This window comes from Streptomyces sp. NBC_00086, from assembly GCF_026343255.1.
GTDB lineage: Bacteria > Actinomycetota > Actinomycetes > Streptomycetales > Streptomycetaceae > Streptomyces.
In genome coordinates, this window is sequence record NZ_JAPELZ010000001.1 from 5378115 (window position 1) to 5394990 (window position 16876).

Consider the following 16876-nt stretch of genomic DNA (forward strand, 5'->3'; position numbering starts at 1 on the left):
TCTTCATGACCTCCGAACGCCAGCGCGTCATCCTCGTAGGCAGCCGCATACAGCAGTACCGGGAGTACGCCCTGGCCTCCCTCGCCCAGCACTACGAGGTGACGCTCGTCGCGCCGGAGGCGCCGACCTGGCAGGCCCGCTACGTGGAGACCCACCGGATCGCCGACACCACGGACGCCGCCAAGCTCTACGCCTCGGTCGCCGACCTGCGCGGGGAGGTCGCCGACGCGGCGATCGTCACCTGGGACGAGTGGTCGCTGGTCGCCGTCTCCTCCGTAGCCAAGAAGCTCGGCATGCGGGCCATGGACCCGGCCGCCGCCAAGATCTGCCGCGACAAGTACGCCACCCGCCAGGCCCTGGAAGCCGCAGGCATGGCCGCCGTCCGCTACATCCCGGCCACCACCGAGGACGAGGCCGTCGCCGCCGCCGAGTCCATCGGCTTCCCCGTCGTCGTCAAGCCCCGCACCCTCGGCGGCAGCTTCGGCGTGATGATGGCCCGCGACGTCGACGGCCTGCGCCGGGCCTTCCGGCTCGCCTCCACCAGCCGGCTGCGCGGCGCCGGCACCACCGCCTCGGTCCTGATCGAGGAGTTCATCGAGGGCCCCGAACTGAGCGTGGACAGCGTCGTCGTGGACGGCGTGGCCACCCCGGTCTGCGTGGCCCGCAAGCGCCTCGGCGCCCACCCGTACTTCGAAGAGGTCGGCCACCTCGTCACCGACTGGCGCCACGAGCCGTGGGCGGACGCCGTCACCCAGCTGGTCCAGGACTCCCACCGCGCCGCCGGAGTCGACTACGGCGTCACCCACACCGAACTGCGCGTCGCCGCCAACGGCCCCCGCCTGATCGAGCTCAACGGCCGCCTCGGCGGCGACCTCATCCCGCACCTGTACAAGCTCGCCACCGGCGTGGACCTGCCGCTGGCCGCCGCCAGGATCGCCTTCGAGCAGACCCCCGACATCACCCCGACCCGCGCCCTCAGCGCCGAGGTCCGCTTCCTCTACCCGGCCTACGACGGCGCCGTCGACCGCGTGCTCCTGCCCAGTCCCGAGGACGTGGAGGACCTCGCCGAGGCCGTCGCCCTGGTCGAGCCCGGCGACGAGCTGCTGCTCCCGCCCCGCGGCCTGACCCCCCGCTCCGCCGCGCTCGTCGCGGTCAGCGAGACCCCGGCCGGGACCCGCCGCGCCCTGGACCGCGCCGAGGCCCTCTCCCGTACGGAGGTCTCCGGAGTCGCCGCGCACCGGCTCGGCGCCCGCGTCGAGAACGCCGTGACCCGCCGCTTCTTCGACCACGAGCGCACCGCGGCCCGCCAGACCGTCTCCGGAGTCCGCGGCGTGGAGTGGTTCCGCTACGGAGCCGGCGGCGGCGAGGGGCTCAACCGCCCCGTCTTCCTCAGCGAGGCCGACGTGACGGGCCTGGAGAGCGACCTGAACGGCCTCTTCGAACTGCTCAAGGCCGTGCCCGCCCGGCTCTTCGGCGGAGACCTGCGCGCCTTCGCCACCGCCGTCGGCATGTCCCCCACCCAGGCCGACCTGGTCCTGCGCGGATCCGTGGACGAGCTCGCCCCGCTCTCCCGCGCCGATCTGTACCGCGAGACCGGCGGCTTCCGCGTCATGGAGCTCAACACCGGCTCCTCGCTGGGCGGCTGGCAGATGGGCGAGTTCGCCCGCGCCCTGATCCAGGACGAGGAGTTCGCGAAGTTCGCGGCCGCCGAGAGCCTGGTCTACCCCGACCCGCTCGCCCGCATCACCGAGGTGCTGCGCCGCCAGGCACCCTCCCTCGAAGGCATCGAGCGGCCGCTGCTCGCGATCACCGACTGGCCCGAGGGCTTCGAGAAGTCCAAGTGCTGGATGGAGTTCGTCGTACCGGCCTTCGAGCGGCTCGGCTTCGAGACCGTCGTCTGTCACCTGGGCGACTTCGCCTACGAGAACGGCAACGTCCTCCACGCCGGCCGCAAGGTCGACGTGGTCTACCGGATGTTCCTGCCCGGCGAAATGCCCGACGAGCCCCGCACCTACGACCTCGTCAACCCGCTGCTCGACGCCGTCGAGGCCGGCACGGTCGAACTGTTCGCCCCGCTCGACTGCGAGCTGTACGGCAACAAGGGCAGCCTCGCGATGCTCAGCGACGAGCGCAACCGCGCCGTCTTCACCGAGGCCGAGCGCGAGCTGATCGACCGGATCCTGCCCTGGACCCGCTTCGTCCGCGACGAGAAGGTCACCTTCGGCGGCGAGAAGATCGACCTGCTGCCGTACGCCATCGCGAACAAGGACCACCTGGTCCTCAAGCCCACCCTGCTCTACGGCGGCGTCGGCGTCACCCCCGGCTGGACCACCGACCAGAAGGAGTGGGTGGCCAAGCTGCGCCAGGCCGTGGACGGCCCGTTCGTCCTCCAGCACCGCCTGCTGCCGACCACCGAGCGGTTCCTCTCCGAGGACGGCGAGACCTGCGAGGACATGGCCGTCGCCTACGGGACGCTGATGGTCGACGGACGCTACGCCGGCACCCTGGCCCGCGGAGTCACCGACCCGGCCGTGGGCATCGTGAGCATGCTGCGCGGCGCCCAGATCGGCTGCGCCTTCCACGTCGACCCGGCCGCCGAGGGAGTGGACGCGAATTGAATCCTCCCCGCCCTAAAGGGCGGGGATTCCTGGCTCACTCCGCCCGCGGCCCGACGGGCGCTCAGGTCTTACGAGATCGGTACCAGCCGGGTTGAGACCAGCCCGGACGAGCATGACGCGTGCGGAGTTCTTGTCTCTGGGAGAGACGGCTCCGCATGCGGTGCACGTATACGTTCGCATTGAGAGGGGTAGCGCGTGCTTGGTTCTCGCTCCGCACTGTGCGCAGTCCATGGTGGTGTGCGCGGGGTGGACAAGGTGCACGATGCGCCCGTGCTTGCGGCCCATCTCGATGAGCGCCGTCTTGGTGGCGGAGACGGCGGCATCGGCTGCTTTGCGAGCCAGGGTGGACTTGGCGAGGAAGTTCGGCCGGAAGTCCTCGACCGCGAGGGCGTCGTGGTCGCGGACCACGGTCTTGGCCCACTTGCGGCCGGTGTCCTGGCGCTGGCGGGCCACCTTCTTGTGCAGCTTCGCCGTCAGCTTCCTCGCCGCCCGGTAGCCCCTCGAAGCGGGCTTGCCCTTCGCCGGTTGCCGGCGAGCCATCATTCGCTGGTAGCGGGCGAGCCCCGCGGCGGCCTTCTTGCCGTGCTCGGGGTGCGGGAGATCGTGGGCGTCGCTCGTGGTCGTCGCGGTCTCCTTCACACCCCAGTCGATCCCGATCACCGCACCCGTCTCCGGAAGCAGTCGCACTTCGGCGGCGGCGACGAAGGACGCATACCAGTGGCCGAGGGCGTCGCGGTAGATCCGCACCGAGGTGGGAGGCTTGGGCAGGTCACGCGACCACACGACCGTAACGGCGATGCCGCCTGCCAGGTGCAGGCGCCCATCCTTCAATCGGAATCCGCGCTGCGTGTAATTCAGGCTCGGACAGACCTTGTTCTTCCTCTTGTACCTCGGCATCCCGGACCGCTGACGCATCGGCAGCCCCGCTTTGGTGTCCTTGAGCGCCTTGGCACGGGACTTCCCGAAGTCCCGGATGAGCTGCTGCTGCGGAACGCTGCTGCCCTCACGCAGCCACGTGTTCGCTGCTCGGGCCGCGGTCAGCATCTTGTCGAGCCGGGCCGGACCGCACTTCTCGTCCTCGGCGTGGGCCTTCTTGGAGCGGGCCACGGACTCGTTCCAGATCCACCGGCACCGTGCCCACTCCGCTTCCAGGGCGGCGCAGCCAGTGGCCGACATGCGGAGCCGATAGGCGTACCGGGCGTACCCGGCATCTACGGCCATCTGCGCTGTCGTCACACGGCCAACTTAACCAAGGCCACTGACAATCCAAGAAGGTGCAGGTCACAACAGATGCGCAGTGAGCTCAGCCGCTTTGCGGCTCCGGGTCAAGGACCCATTCTTCCCCTGGCCGAAGCCCAGGGCGTTCTGGGAGAGATCAAGTGACCGACATCGGGAACGGGGCCGCCGAGCCGGTGGAAGAGACGGCGGCCGCTCCGGCGGCCGCCGCCGCACCCGCCACGCTCTGGCGGGACCCGGAGTTCCTCAAGTTCTGGTCCGGGGAGGCGATCTCGCAGGTCGGGGCCCAGGTCACGACCCTGGCTCTGCCGCTCACCGCGGTGCTGACGCTCGACGCCAGCTCCTCCCAGGTGGGCTTCGTCAACGCGGCCTCCTACGCCCCGTTCCTGATGGTCACCCTCCTGGTCGGCGTCTGGGTCGACCGGGTGCGGCGCAGGCCCCTGATGATCATGGCCAACGTGGGGCGTGCGCTGCTGGTCAGCGCGGTGCCGCTGCTGGCCGTGCTCGACCTGCTCCGCATCGAGTACGTGTACGTCGCCGCGCTGCTCGTGGGCACCCTCACGGTGGTCTTCGACGTCTCCTACCAGTCCTACCTGCCGACCCTGGTCGGCAAGCAACACCTGGTGGAGGGCAACAGCAAGCTCCAGGGCACCAGTTCGCTGGCCCAGATCGGCGGACCCGGCCTGGCCGGCCTGCTCATCGGCTGGGTCACCGCCCCCTACGCGCTGCTGATCAACGGAGCCTCGTACCTCGTCTCCGTGCTGACGCTGCTGGCCGTACGGCGCGTCGAGCCGGAGCCGGTGCCCCAGCAGGAGCGGACCGGGATCCGGACCAGCATCGCCGAGGGCATCCGGATCATCTGGGACAGCGCCCACCTGCGGGCCTGCGCCCTCCAGTCCGGTCTGTACAACCTGTGCTGGATGTCCCTCCAGACGGTCTTCGTGCTCTACGCGGCCCGCACGCTCGGCATCTCGCCCGGCGGCATCGGCCTGCTGCTGGGCACGGGCGCGGTGGGTTCCCTGGTCGGCTCGATGCTCGCGCAGTGGCTCAAGCGCAAGACCGGACTCGGCCCGGCCATCCTGGTGGCCCTGCTGCTGTGCTGCCTGGCCCCGGTGGCCATCCCGGCCGCTCCGGCGAACGGCGGGGCGCTCTCGCTGGTCCTGTTCGTCGCCGCGTTCGCCCTGATCGGCGCGGGCGGCACCATCGCCAACATCCACATCATCAGCCTGCGCCAGTCCATGACCCCGGACCACCTCCTGGGCCGGATGAACGCCGGGTACCGCTTCGTCTCCTGGGGCACGCTCCCGCTCGGCGCCCTGCTGGGCGGCTGGCTCGGCGACCTCATCGGGCTGCGGGAAACCCTCTTCGTCACGGCCGCGCTCTTCCTGACCGCGGTCCTGGTCGTCCTGAAATCGCCGGTGTGGCGCCTGAAGGACTTCCCGCCCCAGATCGTCGCCGAGCCGCGGAAGGCGGACGCAAGGTGAGCGCCGCGCAGCAAACCCCCGCCCCTCGTGACATCGAGGGGCTGCTCGCCCGCCGGACCGGCTGGGGCCGCTCCGACGCGGTGAGCCGGATCCTGGCGGCCGCCGCGGCCCCCGGGGTGCTCTCGATGGCCGGCGGGATCCCGGCCCCCGACAGCTTCCCCGTGGCCCGGCTCGCGGAGGCCACCGACCGGCTGTTCACCGGGCCGGACGGGGCGGCCGTACGAGCGCTCCAGTACGCCCCCACCGACGGCATCGGCCCGATGCGCGAGGTGATCGCCGCCCGGGCGAGCGCGACCGGGGCCCCCGTCGGCCCCGACCGGGTGATGGTCACCGCGGGCAGCCAGCAGGGCCTGGACCTCGTCGCCCAGACCATCATCGACGAGGGCGACGAGGTCGCCCTGGACGACCCGAGCTACCTGGGCGCCGTACAGGTCTTCCGGCGGGCCGGCGCCCGGCTGCTGCCGGTGCCCGGCGACGCGGAGGGGATGCGCACCGACGTACTGGAGCAGCGGCTCCTCGCCGGGGCCCGGCCCAAACTGGTCTACGTCGTACCGCACTTCCACAATCCCACCGGAGCCGTGCTCTCCGAGGAGCGGCGCCGTCACCTGGCCGCGCTGGCCGAGCGGTTCGGCTTCCTCGTCGTCGAGGACGACCCGTACGGGGACCTGGCCTTCGAGGGGAGCCGGCTGCCGTCCACCGACGTGCACAGCGGGCGGGTGGTGCGGCTCATGAGCCTCTCCAAGACGGTCTGCCCGGGACTGCGGGTGGCCGGTCTGGTCGCACCCGCCGAGCTGATCGGGGAGCTGGTCGCGGCCAAGCAGTGCGGGGACCTGCAGACCAACACCTTCGGCCAGTACCTGCTCGCCGATCTGCTGGGGGACCCGGAGTTCCTGCCGGCCCACCTGGCGGGCCTGCGCACTTTGTACGGCGGCCGGGCCCGCGCCATGGAGACGCTGCTGCGCGAGCGGCTGCCCTGGCTGGACTTCGAGCGGCCGCGCGGCGGGCTCTTCTTCTGGTGCCGGCTGACCGACCCCCGGGTCGGCTCGGACGCGCTGTACGCGCACGCGCTGGCGCAGGGAGTGGCCATCGTGCCGGGCACGCCGTTCTGCATAGAGGAGGACGGCTCGCGGGTCCTGCGGCTGTCCTTCGCCTCCCTGGACGGCGCGCAGCGCCGGGAAGGGGTTTCGCGGCTGGCCGCTGCCTGGGAGAAGGCTCTCGCCGACGGGCCGTGACCGGAGCTCTCCCGCCTTCCGCTTTTCGTCGCTCGTCTCTCGTATCTCGTCTTTCGTCCACACCCTTAAGGAGCAAGGCCGTGACAACGACGTCGCCCGCACCGGTGACCGCCGAATCCCTGGTGGCCCGGCTGTTCCAGGTGATCGACTCCCGCTCGTGGGACCGGCTCGGCGAGGTCTTCGCGCCGGACGCCGTGTACGAACGGCCGGGCTACCCGGCGCTGGAGGGTCTCGACCGGATCCGCCGGTTCTACGAGCACGAACGGATCATCACCTCGGGAGCCCACGAGGTGAGCCAGGTGACCGGCGGCCTGGCCGCGGCCGCCTGCTGGGGGCGCTTCCAGGGCGCCGACAAGGATGGCAAGACCCTGGACGAGGCCTTCGCCGACACCTACCTCGTGCGCGACGGCAGGATCGAGCGCCGGAAGACCTTCTTCTACCGCCCGGCGATCTGACCGCGGGCCGGGTCCGGACCGCCGGTGCGGTCCGGACCCGGCCCGGGCCGATTCCTCCGAACGGGTGAGGCGCGCTGCTTCTCGCTACTTCTTGCCGCCGCCGAGGATCTGGCCGAGCAGGTCGCCGAGGCTGCCGCCGGCCGCCGGGGCCGCGCCCGCCGGACCCGCGGGCGCCGCGCCCGCCGCTCCCGGCACCGCTCCCGGAGACGGGATCGGGGACTCGCCGCCGGCCGCCTTCGGGGCTCCGGCGCCGCCGCCCTTCCCGGAGGCCGCGCGCTTGGCGAAGACCGCCAGCAGGACCGGGATCAGCAGCTCGATGACCCGGGCGATGGTGGGCGCGGGGATGCCGGTCTTCTTCGAGACGGCGTTGGCCACGGGCTTGCTCACCTTGGCGAGCACCCCGGCCATCATTCCGCCGCTGAGCATGCCGCCCAGCCCGCCGCCGAGGGTGGCCACGCCTTCCAGCGGGGGCTGGGTGACCTCGGCGAAGGCCTGGCGGACCTCGTTGCCGTCGTCGTCATCGGCGTCCGCCTTCTGCTGGAGGTCGCCGGTCATCGCCCCGACCGTCGTCGCGACGGTGTCACGGGCGCCGTTCGTGTCGGTGCCGAGGAGGCCGGCGATCTCGGTCAGCCGGTCGTCGCCGAGTTCGTTCAGCACGTCGTCCTGGAAGGAAGGTTCGCTCATGTCTGAAACGCTACTTCTGTGGCGATTCGGCGGCACCTCGGATGGCGTCCGGAGCCCCCTTGGGTAATGGAAAAGTAAAGTTCCGGATGCGCGTGCAACCACGGGCATGGGTCGAGGGTCGTATGGTGCGTCGGGACTTCCGGGGGGGGATCCGGGGGGGATCGGGGAGTCCGACGAGGGAGGGGTAACCGTGAGGGGGTCCGGCCGGAAGGCGGGACCCCCTTTTGGCTTCCTGCTCTTGACCGCCCGCTCTCGGTGGGCCTTTTTCCACAGGCCCGGCGGGCCTGTCGCACCCGGGCTGTAGCTTCGGGCCATGACGACGAACGCGGCCGTGGCGCCGGCGGTGGTCGAGGGGGTGCTGGAGCGCATCACCTACGCCAACGAGGAGAGCGGATACACGATCGCCCGGGTGGACACGGGTCGTGGCGCCGGAGACCTGCTCACGGTCGTCGGCTCCCTCCTCGGGGCCCAGCCGGGGGAATCGCTGCGCATGGAGGGCCGTTGGGGCTCGCACCCCCAGTACGGCCGGCAGTTCACCGTGGAGAACTACACGACGCTGCTGCCCGCGACCATCCAGGGCATCCGGCGCTATCTCGGCTCCGGCCTGATCAAGGGCATCGGCCCGAAGATCGCCGACCGGATCGTGGAGCACTTCGGCCTCGACACCCTGGACGTCATCGAGGGGCAGCCGAAGCGGCTGATCGAAGTGCCCGGCCTCGGCCCCAAGCGCACCAGGCTGATCGGCGCGGCCTGGGAGGAGCAGAAGGCCATCAAGGAGGTCATGGTCTTCCTCCAGGGGGTCGGGGTCTCCACCTCCATCGCGGTGCGCATCTACAAGAAGTACGCCGACGCCTCCATCTCCGTGGTGAAGAACCAGCCGTACCGGCTCGCCGCCGACGTCTGGGGCATCGGCTTCCTCACCGCCGACCGCATCGCGCAGGCCGTCGGGATCCCGCACGACAGTCCGGATCGGGTCAAGGCCGGGCTCCAGTACGCCCTGTCCCAGTCCGCCGACCAGGGGCACTGCTTCCTGCCCGAGGACCGGCTCATCGCCGACGGGGTCAAGCTGCTCCAGGTGGACACCGGGCTGGTGATCGACTGCCTGGCCGAGCTCGCCGCCGATCCCGAAGGGGTCGTACGGGAATCCGTGCCGGACCCGCAGGGCGGCCCGGACCCCCTCACCGCCGTGTACCTGGTGCCGTTCCACCGCGCCGAGCTGTCCCTGGCCGGTCAGGTGCGCCGCCTCCTGAACGCCGACGAGGACCGGCTGCCGGCCTTCCGGGACGTGGACTGGGACAAGGCCCTGGGCTGGCTCGCCGGCCGGACGGGAGCCAAGCTGGCGCCCGCGCAGCGGGACGCGGTCCGGCTCGCCCTCACCCGCCGGGTCGCGGTCCTCACCGGCGGGCCGGGCTGCGGGAAGTCCTTCACCGTCCGCTCGATCGTGGAGCTGGCCCGGGCCAAGAAGGCCAAGGTCGTCCTCGCCGCCCCGACCGGCCGGGCGGCGAAGCGGCTGGCCGAACTCACCGGGGCCGAGGCCTCCACCGTGCACCGGCTCCTGGAACTGAAGCCGGGCGGGGACGCGGCGTACGACCGGGAGCGGCCGCTCGACGCGGATCTGGTCGTCGTGGACGAGGCCTCGATGCTCGACCTGCTGCTGGCGAACAAGCTGGTCAAGGCCGTGGCACCCGGTGCCCACCTCCTGCTGGTCGGGGACGTGGACCAGCTGCCCTCGGTCGGGGCGGGCGAGGTGCTGCGCGATCTGCTCGCCGAGGGCGGGCCGGTTCCGGCCGTCCGGCTGACCACCATCTTCCGGCAGGCCCAGCAGTCCGGGGTGGTCACCAACGCCCACCGGATCAACACCGGTCTGCCGCCGATCACCGACGGGCTGCCCGACTTCTTCCTCTTCCCCGAGGAGGACACCGAGGAGGCCGGAAAGCTTGCCGTCGACGTCGCCGCCCGTCGTATTCCGGCCAGATTCGGTCTCGACCCGAGGCGGGACATCCAGGTCCTCGCCCCGATGCACCGCGGCCCGGCCGGTGCCGGAAACCTCAACGCGCTGCTCCAGCAGGCCATCACCCCGGCCCGGCCGGGCCTGCCCGAGAAGCGGTTCGGCGGCCGCGTCTTCCGGGTCGGCGACAAGGTCACCCAGATCCGCAACAACTACGACAAGGGGGCGAACGGGGTCTTCAACGGCACGGTCGGCGTGGTCACCGGCCTTGACCTGGACGAACAGCGGCTGACGGTGCGCACGGACGAAGACGAGGAAGTGGCCTACGAGTTCGCGGAGCTCGACGAACTGGCCCACGCGTACGCCGTCACCATCCACCGCTCCCAGGGGAGTGAATATCCGGCGGTGGTGATCCCGGTCACGACCGGCGCTTGGATGATGCTCCAACGGAACCTGCTCTACACGGCCGTCACCCGGGCGAAGAAACTGGTCGTCCTGGTCGGGTCCCGCAAAGCCCTGGGGCAGGCGGTGCGTACCGTTTCCGCAGGCAGGAGGTACACGGCCGTCGCACCCAGACTGTCCGGCCGCATACCGGTGGGAAACATCACCTAGATGATCGATCATTTGGGGTTCCTACAACGGTTGCGGAGGGGGCAGGATGTGCACGCTGGCGGCACTGAGTGCCGTCAAAAACACCAAAGCTCGACCCCGAGTGCACTCACCTGCGCCAAATGGGGGAAGGTAGAGGCAGTCAGGGCACCTCGAAGAAGAGGCACTACGTCGGTGAGGGATGACGTGAGCGACAACTCTGTAGTACTGCGGTACGCGGACGGTGAATACACCTACCCGGTGGTCGAGAGCACCGTCGGTGACCAGGGCTTCGACATTGCGAAGCTGAGGGCTCAGACCGGGCTGGTCACCCTGGACAGCGGCTACGGAAACACCGCCGCCTATAAGTCCGCCATTACTTACCTCGACGGTGAGCAGGGCATCCTGCGCTACCGCGGATACCCGATCGAGCAGCTGGCCGAGCGCTCGACCTTCATCGAGGTCGCCTACCTGCTGATCAACGGGGAGCTGCCGACCGTCGACCAGCTCGCGTCGTTCCGCAACGAGATCACCCAGCACACGATGCTGCACGAGGACGTCAAGCGCTTCTACGACGGCTTCCCGCGCGACGCGCACCCGATGGCGATGCTGTCCTCCGTGGTCAGCGCGCTGTCGACGTTCTACCAGGACAGCCACAACCCGTTCGACGAGAAGCAGCGCAACCTCTCGACGATCCGGCTGCTGGCCAAGCTCCCGACGATCGCGGCCTACGCGTACAAGAAGTCGGTCGGCCACCCGGTGGTCTACCCGCGCAACGACCTCGGCTACGTCGAGAACTTCCTGCGCATGACCTTCTCCGTGCCGGCCCAGGAGTACGACCTGGACCCGGTCGTGGTCGCCGCGCTCGACAAGCTGCTGATCCTGCACGCGGACCACGAGCAGAACTGCTCGACCTCCACCGTGCGTCTGGTCGGCTCCTCGCAGGCGAACATGTTCGCCTCGATCTCCGCCGGCATCTCGGCCCTGTGGGGTCCGCTGCACGGTGGCGCCAACCAGTCGGTTCTGGAGATGCTCGAAGGCATCAAGAACGACGGCGGCGACGTCGACGCCTTCATCCGCAAGGTGAAGAACAAGGAAGACGGCGTCCGCCTCATGGGCTTCGGACACCGCGTCTACAAGAGCTTCGACCCCCGGGCGAAGATCATCAAGGCCGCGGCGCACGACGTCCTCTCGGCGCTCGGCAAGGACGACGAGCTCCTCGACATCGCCCTGAAGCTGGAAGAGCACGCGCTGGCCGACGAGTACTTCGTCGAGCGCAACCTCTACCCGAACGTGGACTTCTACACCGGCCTGATCTACCGGGCCATGGGCTTCCCGACCGAGATGTTCACCGTGCTCTTCGCGATCGGCCGGCTGCCCGGCTGGATCGCCCAGTGGCACGAGATGATCAAGGAGCCCGGCTCCCGCATCGGCCGCCCGCGCCAGATCTACACCGGCGAGGTCCTGCGCGACTTCGTTCCGGTCGAGTCCCGCTGACCCGAGGGTCGAGCCGCAGTACCCGTAGGACTCGCAGTACTTGCAGGACCCGAACAGGAAAAGCGCCCCGCCATCGATCCCCCCACGGGTCGAAGGTCGGGGCGCTTTCCGTACCCCGGAACGGATTCCCCCCACGGGACCCGGACCGGGTGTCTGCGTGCCGAGAAACCGCGTGTTCGTTCCAACACGTTTCTGGCATCGCCCCATTAGACCCACGGGGTCGCCCCAAGGTTACGTCGGGGTCGCTGTGATCTGCGTCTCGCGTGAAGGCGGTGTGCGCGAAACGTGAAGGGTGATCACTAGCGGAAGGACCGCAGCCGCAGGCTGTTGGTGACCACGAAGACCGAGGAGAAGGCCATCGCGGCCCCCGCGATCATCGGGTTGAGCAGTCCGGCGGCGGCCAGCGGAAGCGCCGCGACGTTGTAGCCGAAGGCCCAGAAGAGGTTGCCCTTGATGGTGGCCAGGGTCCGGCGCGAGAGCCGGATCGCGTCCGCCGCGACCCGCAAGTCGCCCCGTACGAGGGTCAGATCGCTCGCCTCGATCGCCGCGTCGGTGCCGGTGCCCATGGCCAGGCCCAGATCGGCCTGGGCCAGGGCGGCCGCGTCGTTGACCCCGTCGCCGACCATGGCGACCGTACGGCCCTCGGCCTGCAGCCGGCGTACGACGTCCACCTTGTCCTGCGGGAGGACCTCGGCAATGACCTCGTCGATGCCCACCGCGCGGGCCACCGTCCGCGCCACGGCCTCGTTGTCGCCGGTCAGCAGGACCGGGGTCAGGCCCAGGGCCCGCAGCCGGGACACGGCCTCGGCGCTGGTCTCCTTGACCGCGTCGGCCACGGTCAGCACTCCGCGGGCCTCCCCGTCCCAGGCGACCAGGACGGCGGTGGAACCCTCGGCCTCGGCGGCGGCCTTGGCCTCGGCGAGGGCGGCGGGCAGCGCGATCGACCAGTCGGCGAGCAGCTTCTCGCGGCCCACCAGGACCGCGTGCCCGTCGACCACGCCCTGGACGCCGAGGCCGCCGTGGTTCTCGAAGCCCTCGGGGACGGACAGGCCTTCGGCGAGGTCCGCGGCCGCCGATGCGATGGCCCGGGCGATCGGGTGCTCGGAGGCGTGCTCCAGCGAACCGGCCAGGCGCAGCAGTTCGGCCGGGTCCACGCCCTCGGCGGGGTGGGTGGCGGTCAGGGTCATCCGGCCGGTGGTGACGGTGCCGGTCTTGTCCAGGACGACGGTGTCCACGCGGCGGGTGGACTCCAGCACCTCGGGGCCCTTGATCAGGATGCCGAGCTGCGCGCCCCGGCCGGTGCCGACCATCAGGGCGGTCGGGGTGGCCAGGCCCAGGGCGCAGGGGCAGGCGATGATCAGGACGGCCACGGCGGCGGTGAAGGCGGCCGTCGGGTTGTCGGTGATCAGCAGCCAGGTGACCCAGGTGCCCAGCGCCAGGACGAGCACGACCGGGACGAAGACCCCGGAGATCCGGTCGGCGAGGCGCTGCACCTCGGCCTTGCCGTTCTGCGCGTCCTCGACCAGCTTGGCCATCCGGGCGAGCTGGGTGTCCGCGCCGACGCGGGTGGCCTCGACGACGAGGCGGCCCGAGGTGTTGACGGTGGCGCCGGTGACGGTGTCGCCGACGGTGACCTCGACCGGGACCGATTCTCCGGTCAGCATGGCGGCGTCCACGGCGGAGCTGCCCTCGACGACCGTGCCGTCGGTGGCGATCTTCTCGCCGGGCCGGACGAGGAACCGGTCGCCCACCGCGAGCGCGCTCACGGGGATGCGCACCTCGCTCCCGCCGCGCAGGACCGCCACGTCCTTGGCGCCGAGCCGCATCAGGGCCTTGAGGGCGGCGCCGGCCTTCCGCTTCGAGCGGGCCTCCAGGTACCGGCCGAGCAGGATGAAGCTGACGACTCCGGCCGCCACCTCCAGGTAGATCGCCGAGGAGCCGTCGGTGCGGGACACGGAGAAGTCGAAGCCGTGGCGCATGCCGGGCATGCCGGCGTGGCCGAAGAACAGGGCCCACAGCGACCAGGCGAAGGCGGCTCCGGTGCCCACCGAGACCAGGGTGTCCATGGTGGCGGCGCCGTGCCGGGCGTTGGTCCAGGCGGCCTTGTGGAAGGGGAGCGCGCCCCAGACGACGACGGGGGAGGCGAGGGTCAGCGAGAGCCACTGCCAGTTGTCGAACTGGAGGGCCGGGACCATCGCGAGCAGGACGACGGGCAGCGAGAGCGCCACGGAGACCAGGAGGCGCTGGCGCAGTGCGGCCAGTTCGGGGTCGCGGGCTTCCCGTGCCGCGGCGGCCTGCGGCTCAGGCTCGGGTTCCGGCGGCGGGGGCTCCTCGGCGGTGTAGCCGGTCTTGACGACCGTCGCGATGAGGTCGGCGACCGCCACGCCCTCGCCGTACGAGACCTTGGCCTTCTCGGTGGCGTAGTTCACCGAGGCGGTGACCCCGTCCATCCGGTTCAGCTTCTTCTCGATGCGGGCCGCGCAGGAGGCGCAGGTCATGCCGCCGATGGTCAGCTCGACCTCGGCGGTGCCGGCGGCCGCTGCCGCTGCTTGCGCCACCGCTATGGGTCCGTCGTGCACTGTGCTGCTGCTCATGTTCCGGCTCCAGGGGGAGGGCCGGGCCGTACGGAACCAGTATGAGCTGGCCGGTACGGCCCGGCGCGGTACTGCGGGGTGCTGCCGAAGAGGGGGACTCAGGCCTGGCCGGCGAACTCGTAGCCGGCCTCGTCGACGGCGGCGCGTACGGCGGCCTCGTCGAGCGGGGCGGCCGAGACCACGGTGACCTCGCCGGTCGCGGCGACGGCCTTGACCGAGCTGACGCCCGCCAGGGCGGAGAGCTCGGTGGTCACCGCGCCCTCGCAGTGCCCGCAGGTCATGCCGGTCACCCGGTAGACGGTGGTGGTCTGGGTGTCCGTGTCGGCGCTCATGTCGTTCTCCTCTTCAAGGGCGTTTCCGGGCGGCCGGAAGACGGCGGATCGCTCGTGGAGAGTCCACCGTTCATCCCGACACTTCGAGACTATACCCCTAGGGGGTATGGATGCGAGCATCCCCCGAGATCTTTTGCAGTGGACAATCCGCGCGAAGCGTATGTAAATGACACACATGGCGCACTCGGGGATCACTCTCATCTTGATCATGTCGATCGCGGTTCTCGCGCCCCTGCTCGCGTACGGGGTCTCGCGCTGGCTTTCCGTACCGCTGGTGATCTTCGAGATCGTCCTGGGCGTCCTGGTCGGGCCCGACGTGCTCGGCTGGGCGCATTCCACCGAGGTCATCGACGTGCTCAGCGAGCTCGGCCTCGCGATGCTGATCTTCCTGGCCGGCTACGAGATCCAGTTCGCCCAGGTCAAGGGCGACACCCTGAAGCGGTCGGTGTGGGCCTGGGTGGCCGCCCTCGCGCTGGGGCTCGGGCTCGGCCTGCTGCTGTCGGGCGGCGGATTCGACAAGGGCGTCTACATCGGCACCGCCCTCACCAGTACCGCCCTCGGCACGATCCTGCCGGTCCTGCGGGACTCGGGGGACCTTCAGAGCCGGTTCGGCTCGGTGATGATGGCGATGGGCGCGGTCGGCGAGTTCGGGCCGATCATCGCGATGGCCCTGCTGCTCAGCGGACGGGCGCCGGCGCAGTCGGCGGCGCTGCTGATCGGCTTCGCGGTGCTCACGGCCGCCGCCGTGTTCTGGGCGATGCGGCCCAAGCCGCCCTGGTTCGCCCGGGTCATCTCCAAGACCCTGGACAGCAGCGGGCAGTTCGCCGTCCGCCTGGTGGTGCTGATCCTCGTGGCGTTCCTGGCGCTGTCCGAGGTGCTCGGCCTCGACGTCCTCCTCGGCGCCTTCGCCGCCGGGCTGATCACCCGGCTCGTACTGCACGGGGCCGCCCCGGAGAGCAGCGAGGCCGTGCTCTCGAAGGTGGAGGCCATGGGCTTCGGCTTCCTGGTGCCGCTGTTCTTCGTGGTCACCGGGATCGAGTTCGACCTCGCCGCGCTGCTCGACGGCGGCTGGGTGCTGGTGCTGCTGCCGGTGTTCCTGCTGCTCTTCCTCGTGGTGCGCGGGCTGCCGATGTGGCTGCTGGCCCCCCGGGACCTCGGGCGCCGGGACCGGTCGGCGCTGGTGCTGTTCGGCTCCACGGCGCTGCCGCTGGTCGTGGCGATCACCACCCTGGGCGTGCAGGAGGGAAAGCTCGGGTCGGGGGAGGCGGCTGCCCTGGTCGGGGCCGGGATGCTGTCCGTACTGATCTTCCCGCTGCTGGGGCTGCGGTTGCGGCGGGCGGGGTCCGGTGACGGCTCCGGCTCGCTCCCCGGTGCCGGCTCGGGCGGGTCCGGGGGCGCCGGGAGGAGGGTCAGCGAGGAGGAGGCGTGGTGATCATCGGGGCCAGGTAGCGGAACAGGACGGTCTTCAGCTGCGTGACGTACGCGGCCCGTTCCGCGCCCTCGCTGGCCAGGATCAGTTCGAGCGAGCTCTGCACGATCCCGAGCACCATGTGGGCGACGTGGGTGAGTTCCCCGTCGGTGGCGGGGGCGCCGGCGGCGGCCGGGGTGACGCAGGTGCGCAGCAGCCCCTCGACGCGGGTCAGCATGCCGACGTGCAGCTCGTCGTGTTCCTGGGCGATGCCGGGGATGCCGGAGCCGTGCATGAGCGCCCAGAAGGCCGGGTTCTCGCAGTTGAAGGCGATGACCGGATCCAGGACGGCGTCGATCAGCTCGGGCAGCGGGTGGTCCAGGTTCTCCGGGAGGAAGGCCCGGCCGTGCGCCTCATGGGCGCGCTGGAGGAGGTGGCCGCCCAGCTCGACGGCGATGGCCTCCTTGTTCGGGAAGAACTGGTAGAGCGTGCCCGGGGAGACGCCGGCCTCGCGGGCGATGGCGTTGGTGCTGGCCGCCGCGTAACCCGTACGACAGAACACCCCGGCGGCGGCGGCCAGGAGCTGGGCGATCCGCCGCTCGCCGCGGGCCTGGCGGCGGCGGGGAGCGGTTTCCGTCGCTGCTTCCAGCGCCGCCTCCGTGATCGATTCACCCGCTTTGTCCGAGCTCTTGGTCCGAGAGGTCTCCCGCATGTCCAATCCCTTGCTTCCCGTTGCTTCCCGTGGGTGATTGACAAACACGAGAGATCGCTCGCATTCTTGAGGAACGCGAGCGACTGCT

Annotated in this window: 12 protein-coding genes; 7 read left to right on the forward strand and 5 right to left on the reverse strand. The window is 70.7% G+C overall.

Annotation, left to right across the window (positions count from 1 at the left end):
- Nucleotides 1-5 precede the first annotated feature (5 nt).
- Nucleotides 6-2618: an acetyl-CoA carboxylase biotin carboxylase subunit family protein gene (locus tag OG276_RS24180; protein WP_266908669.1), complete on the forward strand. Its 2613-nt coding sequence runs from the start codon at nucleotides 6-8 to the stop codon at nucleotides 2616-2618.
- Nucleotides 2619-2630: 12 nt separating this feature from the next.
- Here the strand turns inward: OG276_RS24180 and OG276_RS24185 are convergent, their stop codons facing one another.
- Complete coding sequence (locus OG276_RS24185) at nucleotides 2631-3839, reverse strand: transposase (RefSeq protein WP_266913070.1); 1209 nt, start codon at nucleotides 3837-3839, stop codon at nucleotides 2631-2633.
- A 158-nt stretch (nucleotides 3840-3997) separates the two neighbouring features.
- Between OG276_RS24185 and OG276_RS24190 the strand changes: the two genes are divergently transcribed.
- From OG276_RS24190 to OG276_RS24200, 3 genes are all read left to right on the forward strand, one after another.
- A complete protein-coding gene (locus OG276_RS24190) occupies nucleotides 3998-5338 on the forward strand; it encodes an MFS transporter (RefSeq protein WP_266908671.1) in 1341 nt (446 codons plus the stop codon).
- A complete protein-coding gene (locus tag OG276_RS24195) occupies nucleotides 5335-6570 on the forward strand; it encodes a PLP-dependent aminotransferase family protein (RefSeq protein WP_266908673.1) in 1236 nt (411 codons plus the stop codon). Before OG276_RS24190 ends, OG276_RS24195 begins: the two co-directional genes overlap by 4 nt.
- A gap of 80 nt (nucleotides 6571-6650) precedes the next feature.
- Complete coding sequence (locus OG276_RS24200) at nucleotides 6651-7025, forward strand: nuclear transport factor 2 family protein (protein ID WP_266908675.1); 375 nt, start codon at nucleotides 6651-6653, stop codon at nucleotides 7023-7025.
- An 84-nt stretch (nucleotides 7026-7109) separates the two neighbouring features.
- Here OG276_RS24200 and OG276_RS24205 read toward each other — a convergent pair whose 3' ends face one another.
- A complete protein-coding gene (locus OG276_RS24205; protein WP_266908677.1) occupies nucleotides 7110-7709 on the reverse strand; it encodes a DUF937 domain-containing protein in 600 nt (199 codons plus the stop codon).
- Nucleotides 7710-8022: 313 nt separating this feature from the next.
- On the opposite strand from OG276_RS24205, the gene OG276_RS24210 reads away from it, so the two are divergent.
- Together OG276_RS24210 and OG276_RS24215 are read left to right on the forward strand one after the other, a co-directional pair.
- Nucleotides 8023-10269: an ATP-dependent RecD-like DNA helicase gene (locus tag OG276_RS24210; protein WP_266908679.1), complete on the forward strand. Its 2247-nt coding sequence runs from the start codon at nucleotides 8023-8025 to the stop codon at nucleotides 10267-10269.
- Between the two features lie 183 nt (nucleotides 10270-10452).
- Entirely contained in the window at nucleotides 10453-11742 is a 1290-nt protein-coding gene (locus OG276_RS24215) for a citrate synthase (protein ID WP_266908681.1), read from the forward strand.
- Between the two features lie 299 nt (nucleotides 11743-12041).
- Here the strand turns inward: OG276_RS24215 and OG276_RS24220 are convergent, their stop codons facing one another.
- Entirely contained in the window at nucleotides 12042-14336 is a 2295-nt protein-coding gene (locus OG276_RS24220; protein WP_266908683.1) for a cation-translocating P-type ATPase, read from the reverse strand.
- A 98-nt stretch (nucleotides 14337-14434) separates the two neighbouring features.
- Nucleotides 14435-14668, reverse strand: coding sequence for a heavy-metal-associated domain-containing protein (locus OG276_RS24225; RefSeq protein ID WP_266908685.1), 234 nt, complete (start codon nucleotides 14666-14668; stop codon nucleotides 14435-14437).
- A gap of 175 nt (nucleotides 14669-14843) precedes the next feature.
- Here OG276_RS24225 and OG276_RS24230 point away from each other — a divergent pair, with 175 nt between their 5' ends.
- The gene (locus tag OG276_RS24230; RefSeq protein WP_266913072.1) at nucleotides 14844-16100 is read left to right on the forward strand and encodes a cation:proton antiporter; all 1257 of its coding nucleotides are present in this window, start codon (nucleotides 14844-14846) and stop codon (nucleotides 16098-16100) included.
- Here OG276_RS24230 and OG276_RS24235 read toward each other — a convergent pair.
- Nucleotides 16078-16788 carry a TetR/AcrR family transcriptional regulator gene (locus OG276_RS24235; RefSeq protein ID WP_266908687.1) on the reverse strand — a complete coding sequence of 237 codons (711 nt, stop codon included), beginning with the start codon at nucleotides 16786-16788 and terminating at the stop codon, nucleotides 16078-16080. The genes OG276_RS24230 and OG276_RS24235 overlap by 23 nt on opposite strands.
- Between the last annotated feature and the right edge of the window lie 88 nt (nucleotides 16789-16876).

Bases quoted from the DNA above. Each gene is read 5' to 3' on its own strand.
- OG276_RS24180 (WP_266908669.1), top strand. From the start codon at position 6: ATGACCTCCGAACGCCAGCGCGTCATCCTCGTAGGCAGCCGCATACAG.
- OG276_RS24185 (WP_266913070.1), bottom strand. From the start codon at position 3,839: ATGGCCGTAGATGCCGGGTACGCCCGGTACGCCTATCGGCTCCGCATG.
- OG276_RS24205 (WP_266908677.1), bottom strand. From the start codon at position 7,709: ATGAGCGAACCTTCCTTCCAGGACGACGTGCTGAACGAACTCGGCGAC.
- OG276_RS24210 (WP_266908679.1), top strand. From the start codon at position 8,023: ATGACGACGAACGCGGCCGTGGCGCCGGCGGTGGTCGAGGGGGTGCTG.
- OG276_RS24220 (WP_266908683.1), bottom strand. From the start codon at position 14,336: ATGAGCAGCAGCACAGTGCACGACGGACCCATAGCGGTGGCGCAAGCA.
- OG276_RS24225 (WP_266908685.1), bottom strand. From the start codon at position 14,668: ATGAGCGCCGACACGGACACCCAGACCACCACCGTCTACCGGGTGACC.
- OG276_RS24230 (WP_266913072.1), top strand. From the start codon at position 14,844: ATGGCGCACTCGGGGATCACTCTCATCTTGATCATGTCGATCGCGGTT.
- OG276_RS24235 (WP_266908687.1), bottom strand. From the start codon at position 16,788: ATGCGGGAGACCTCTCGGACCAAGAGCTCGGACAAAGCGGGTGAATCG.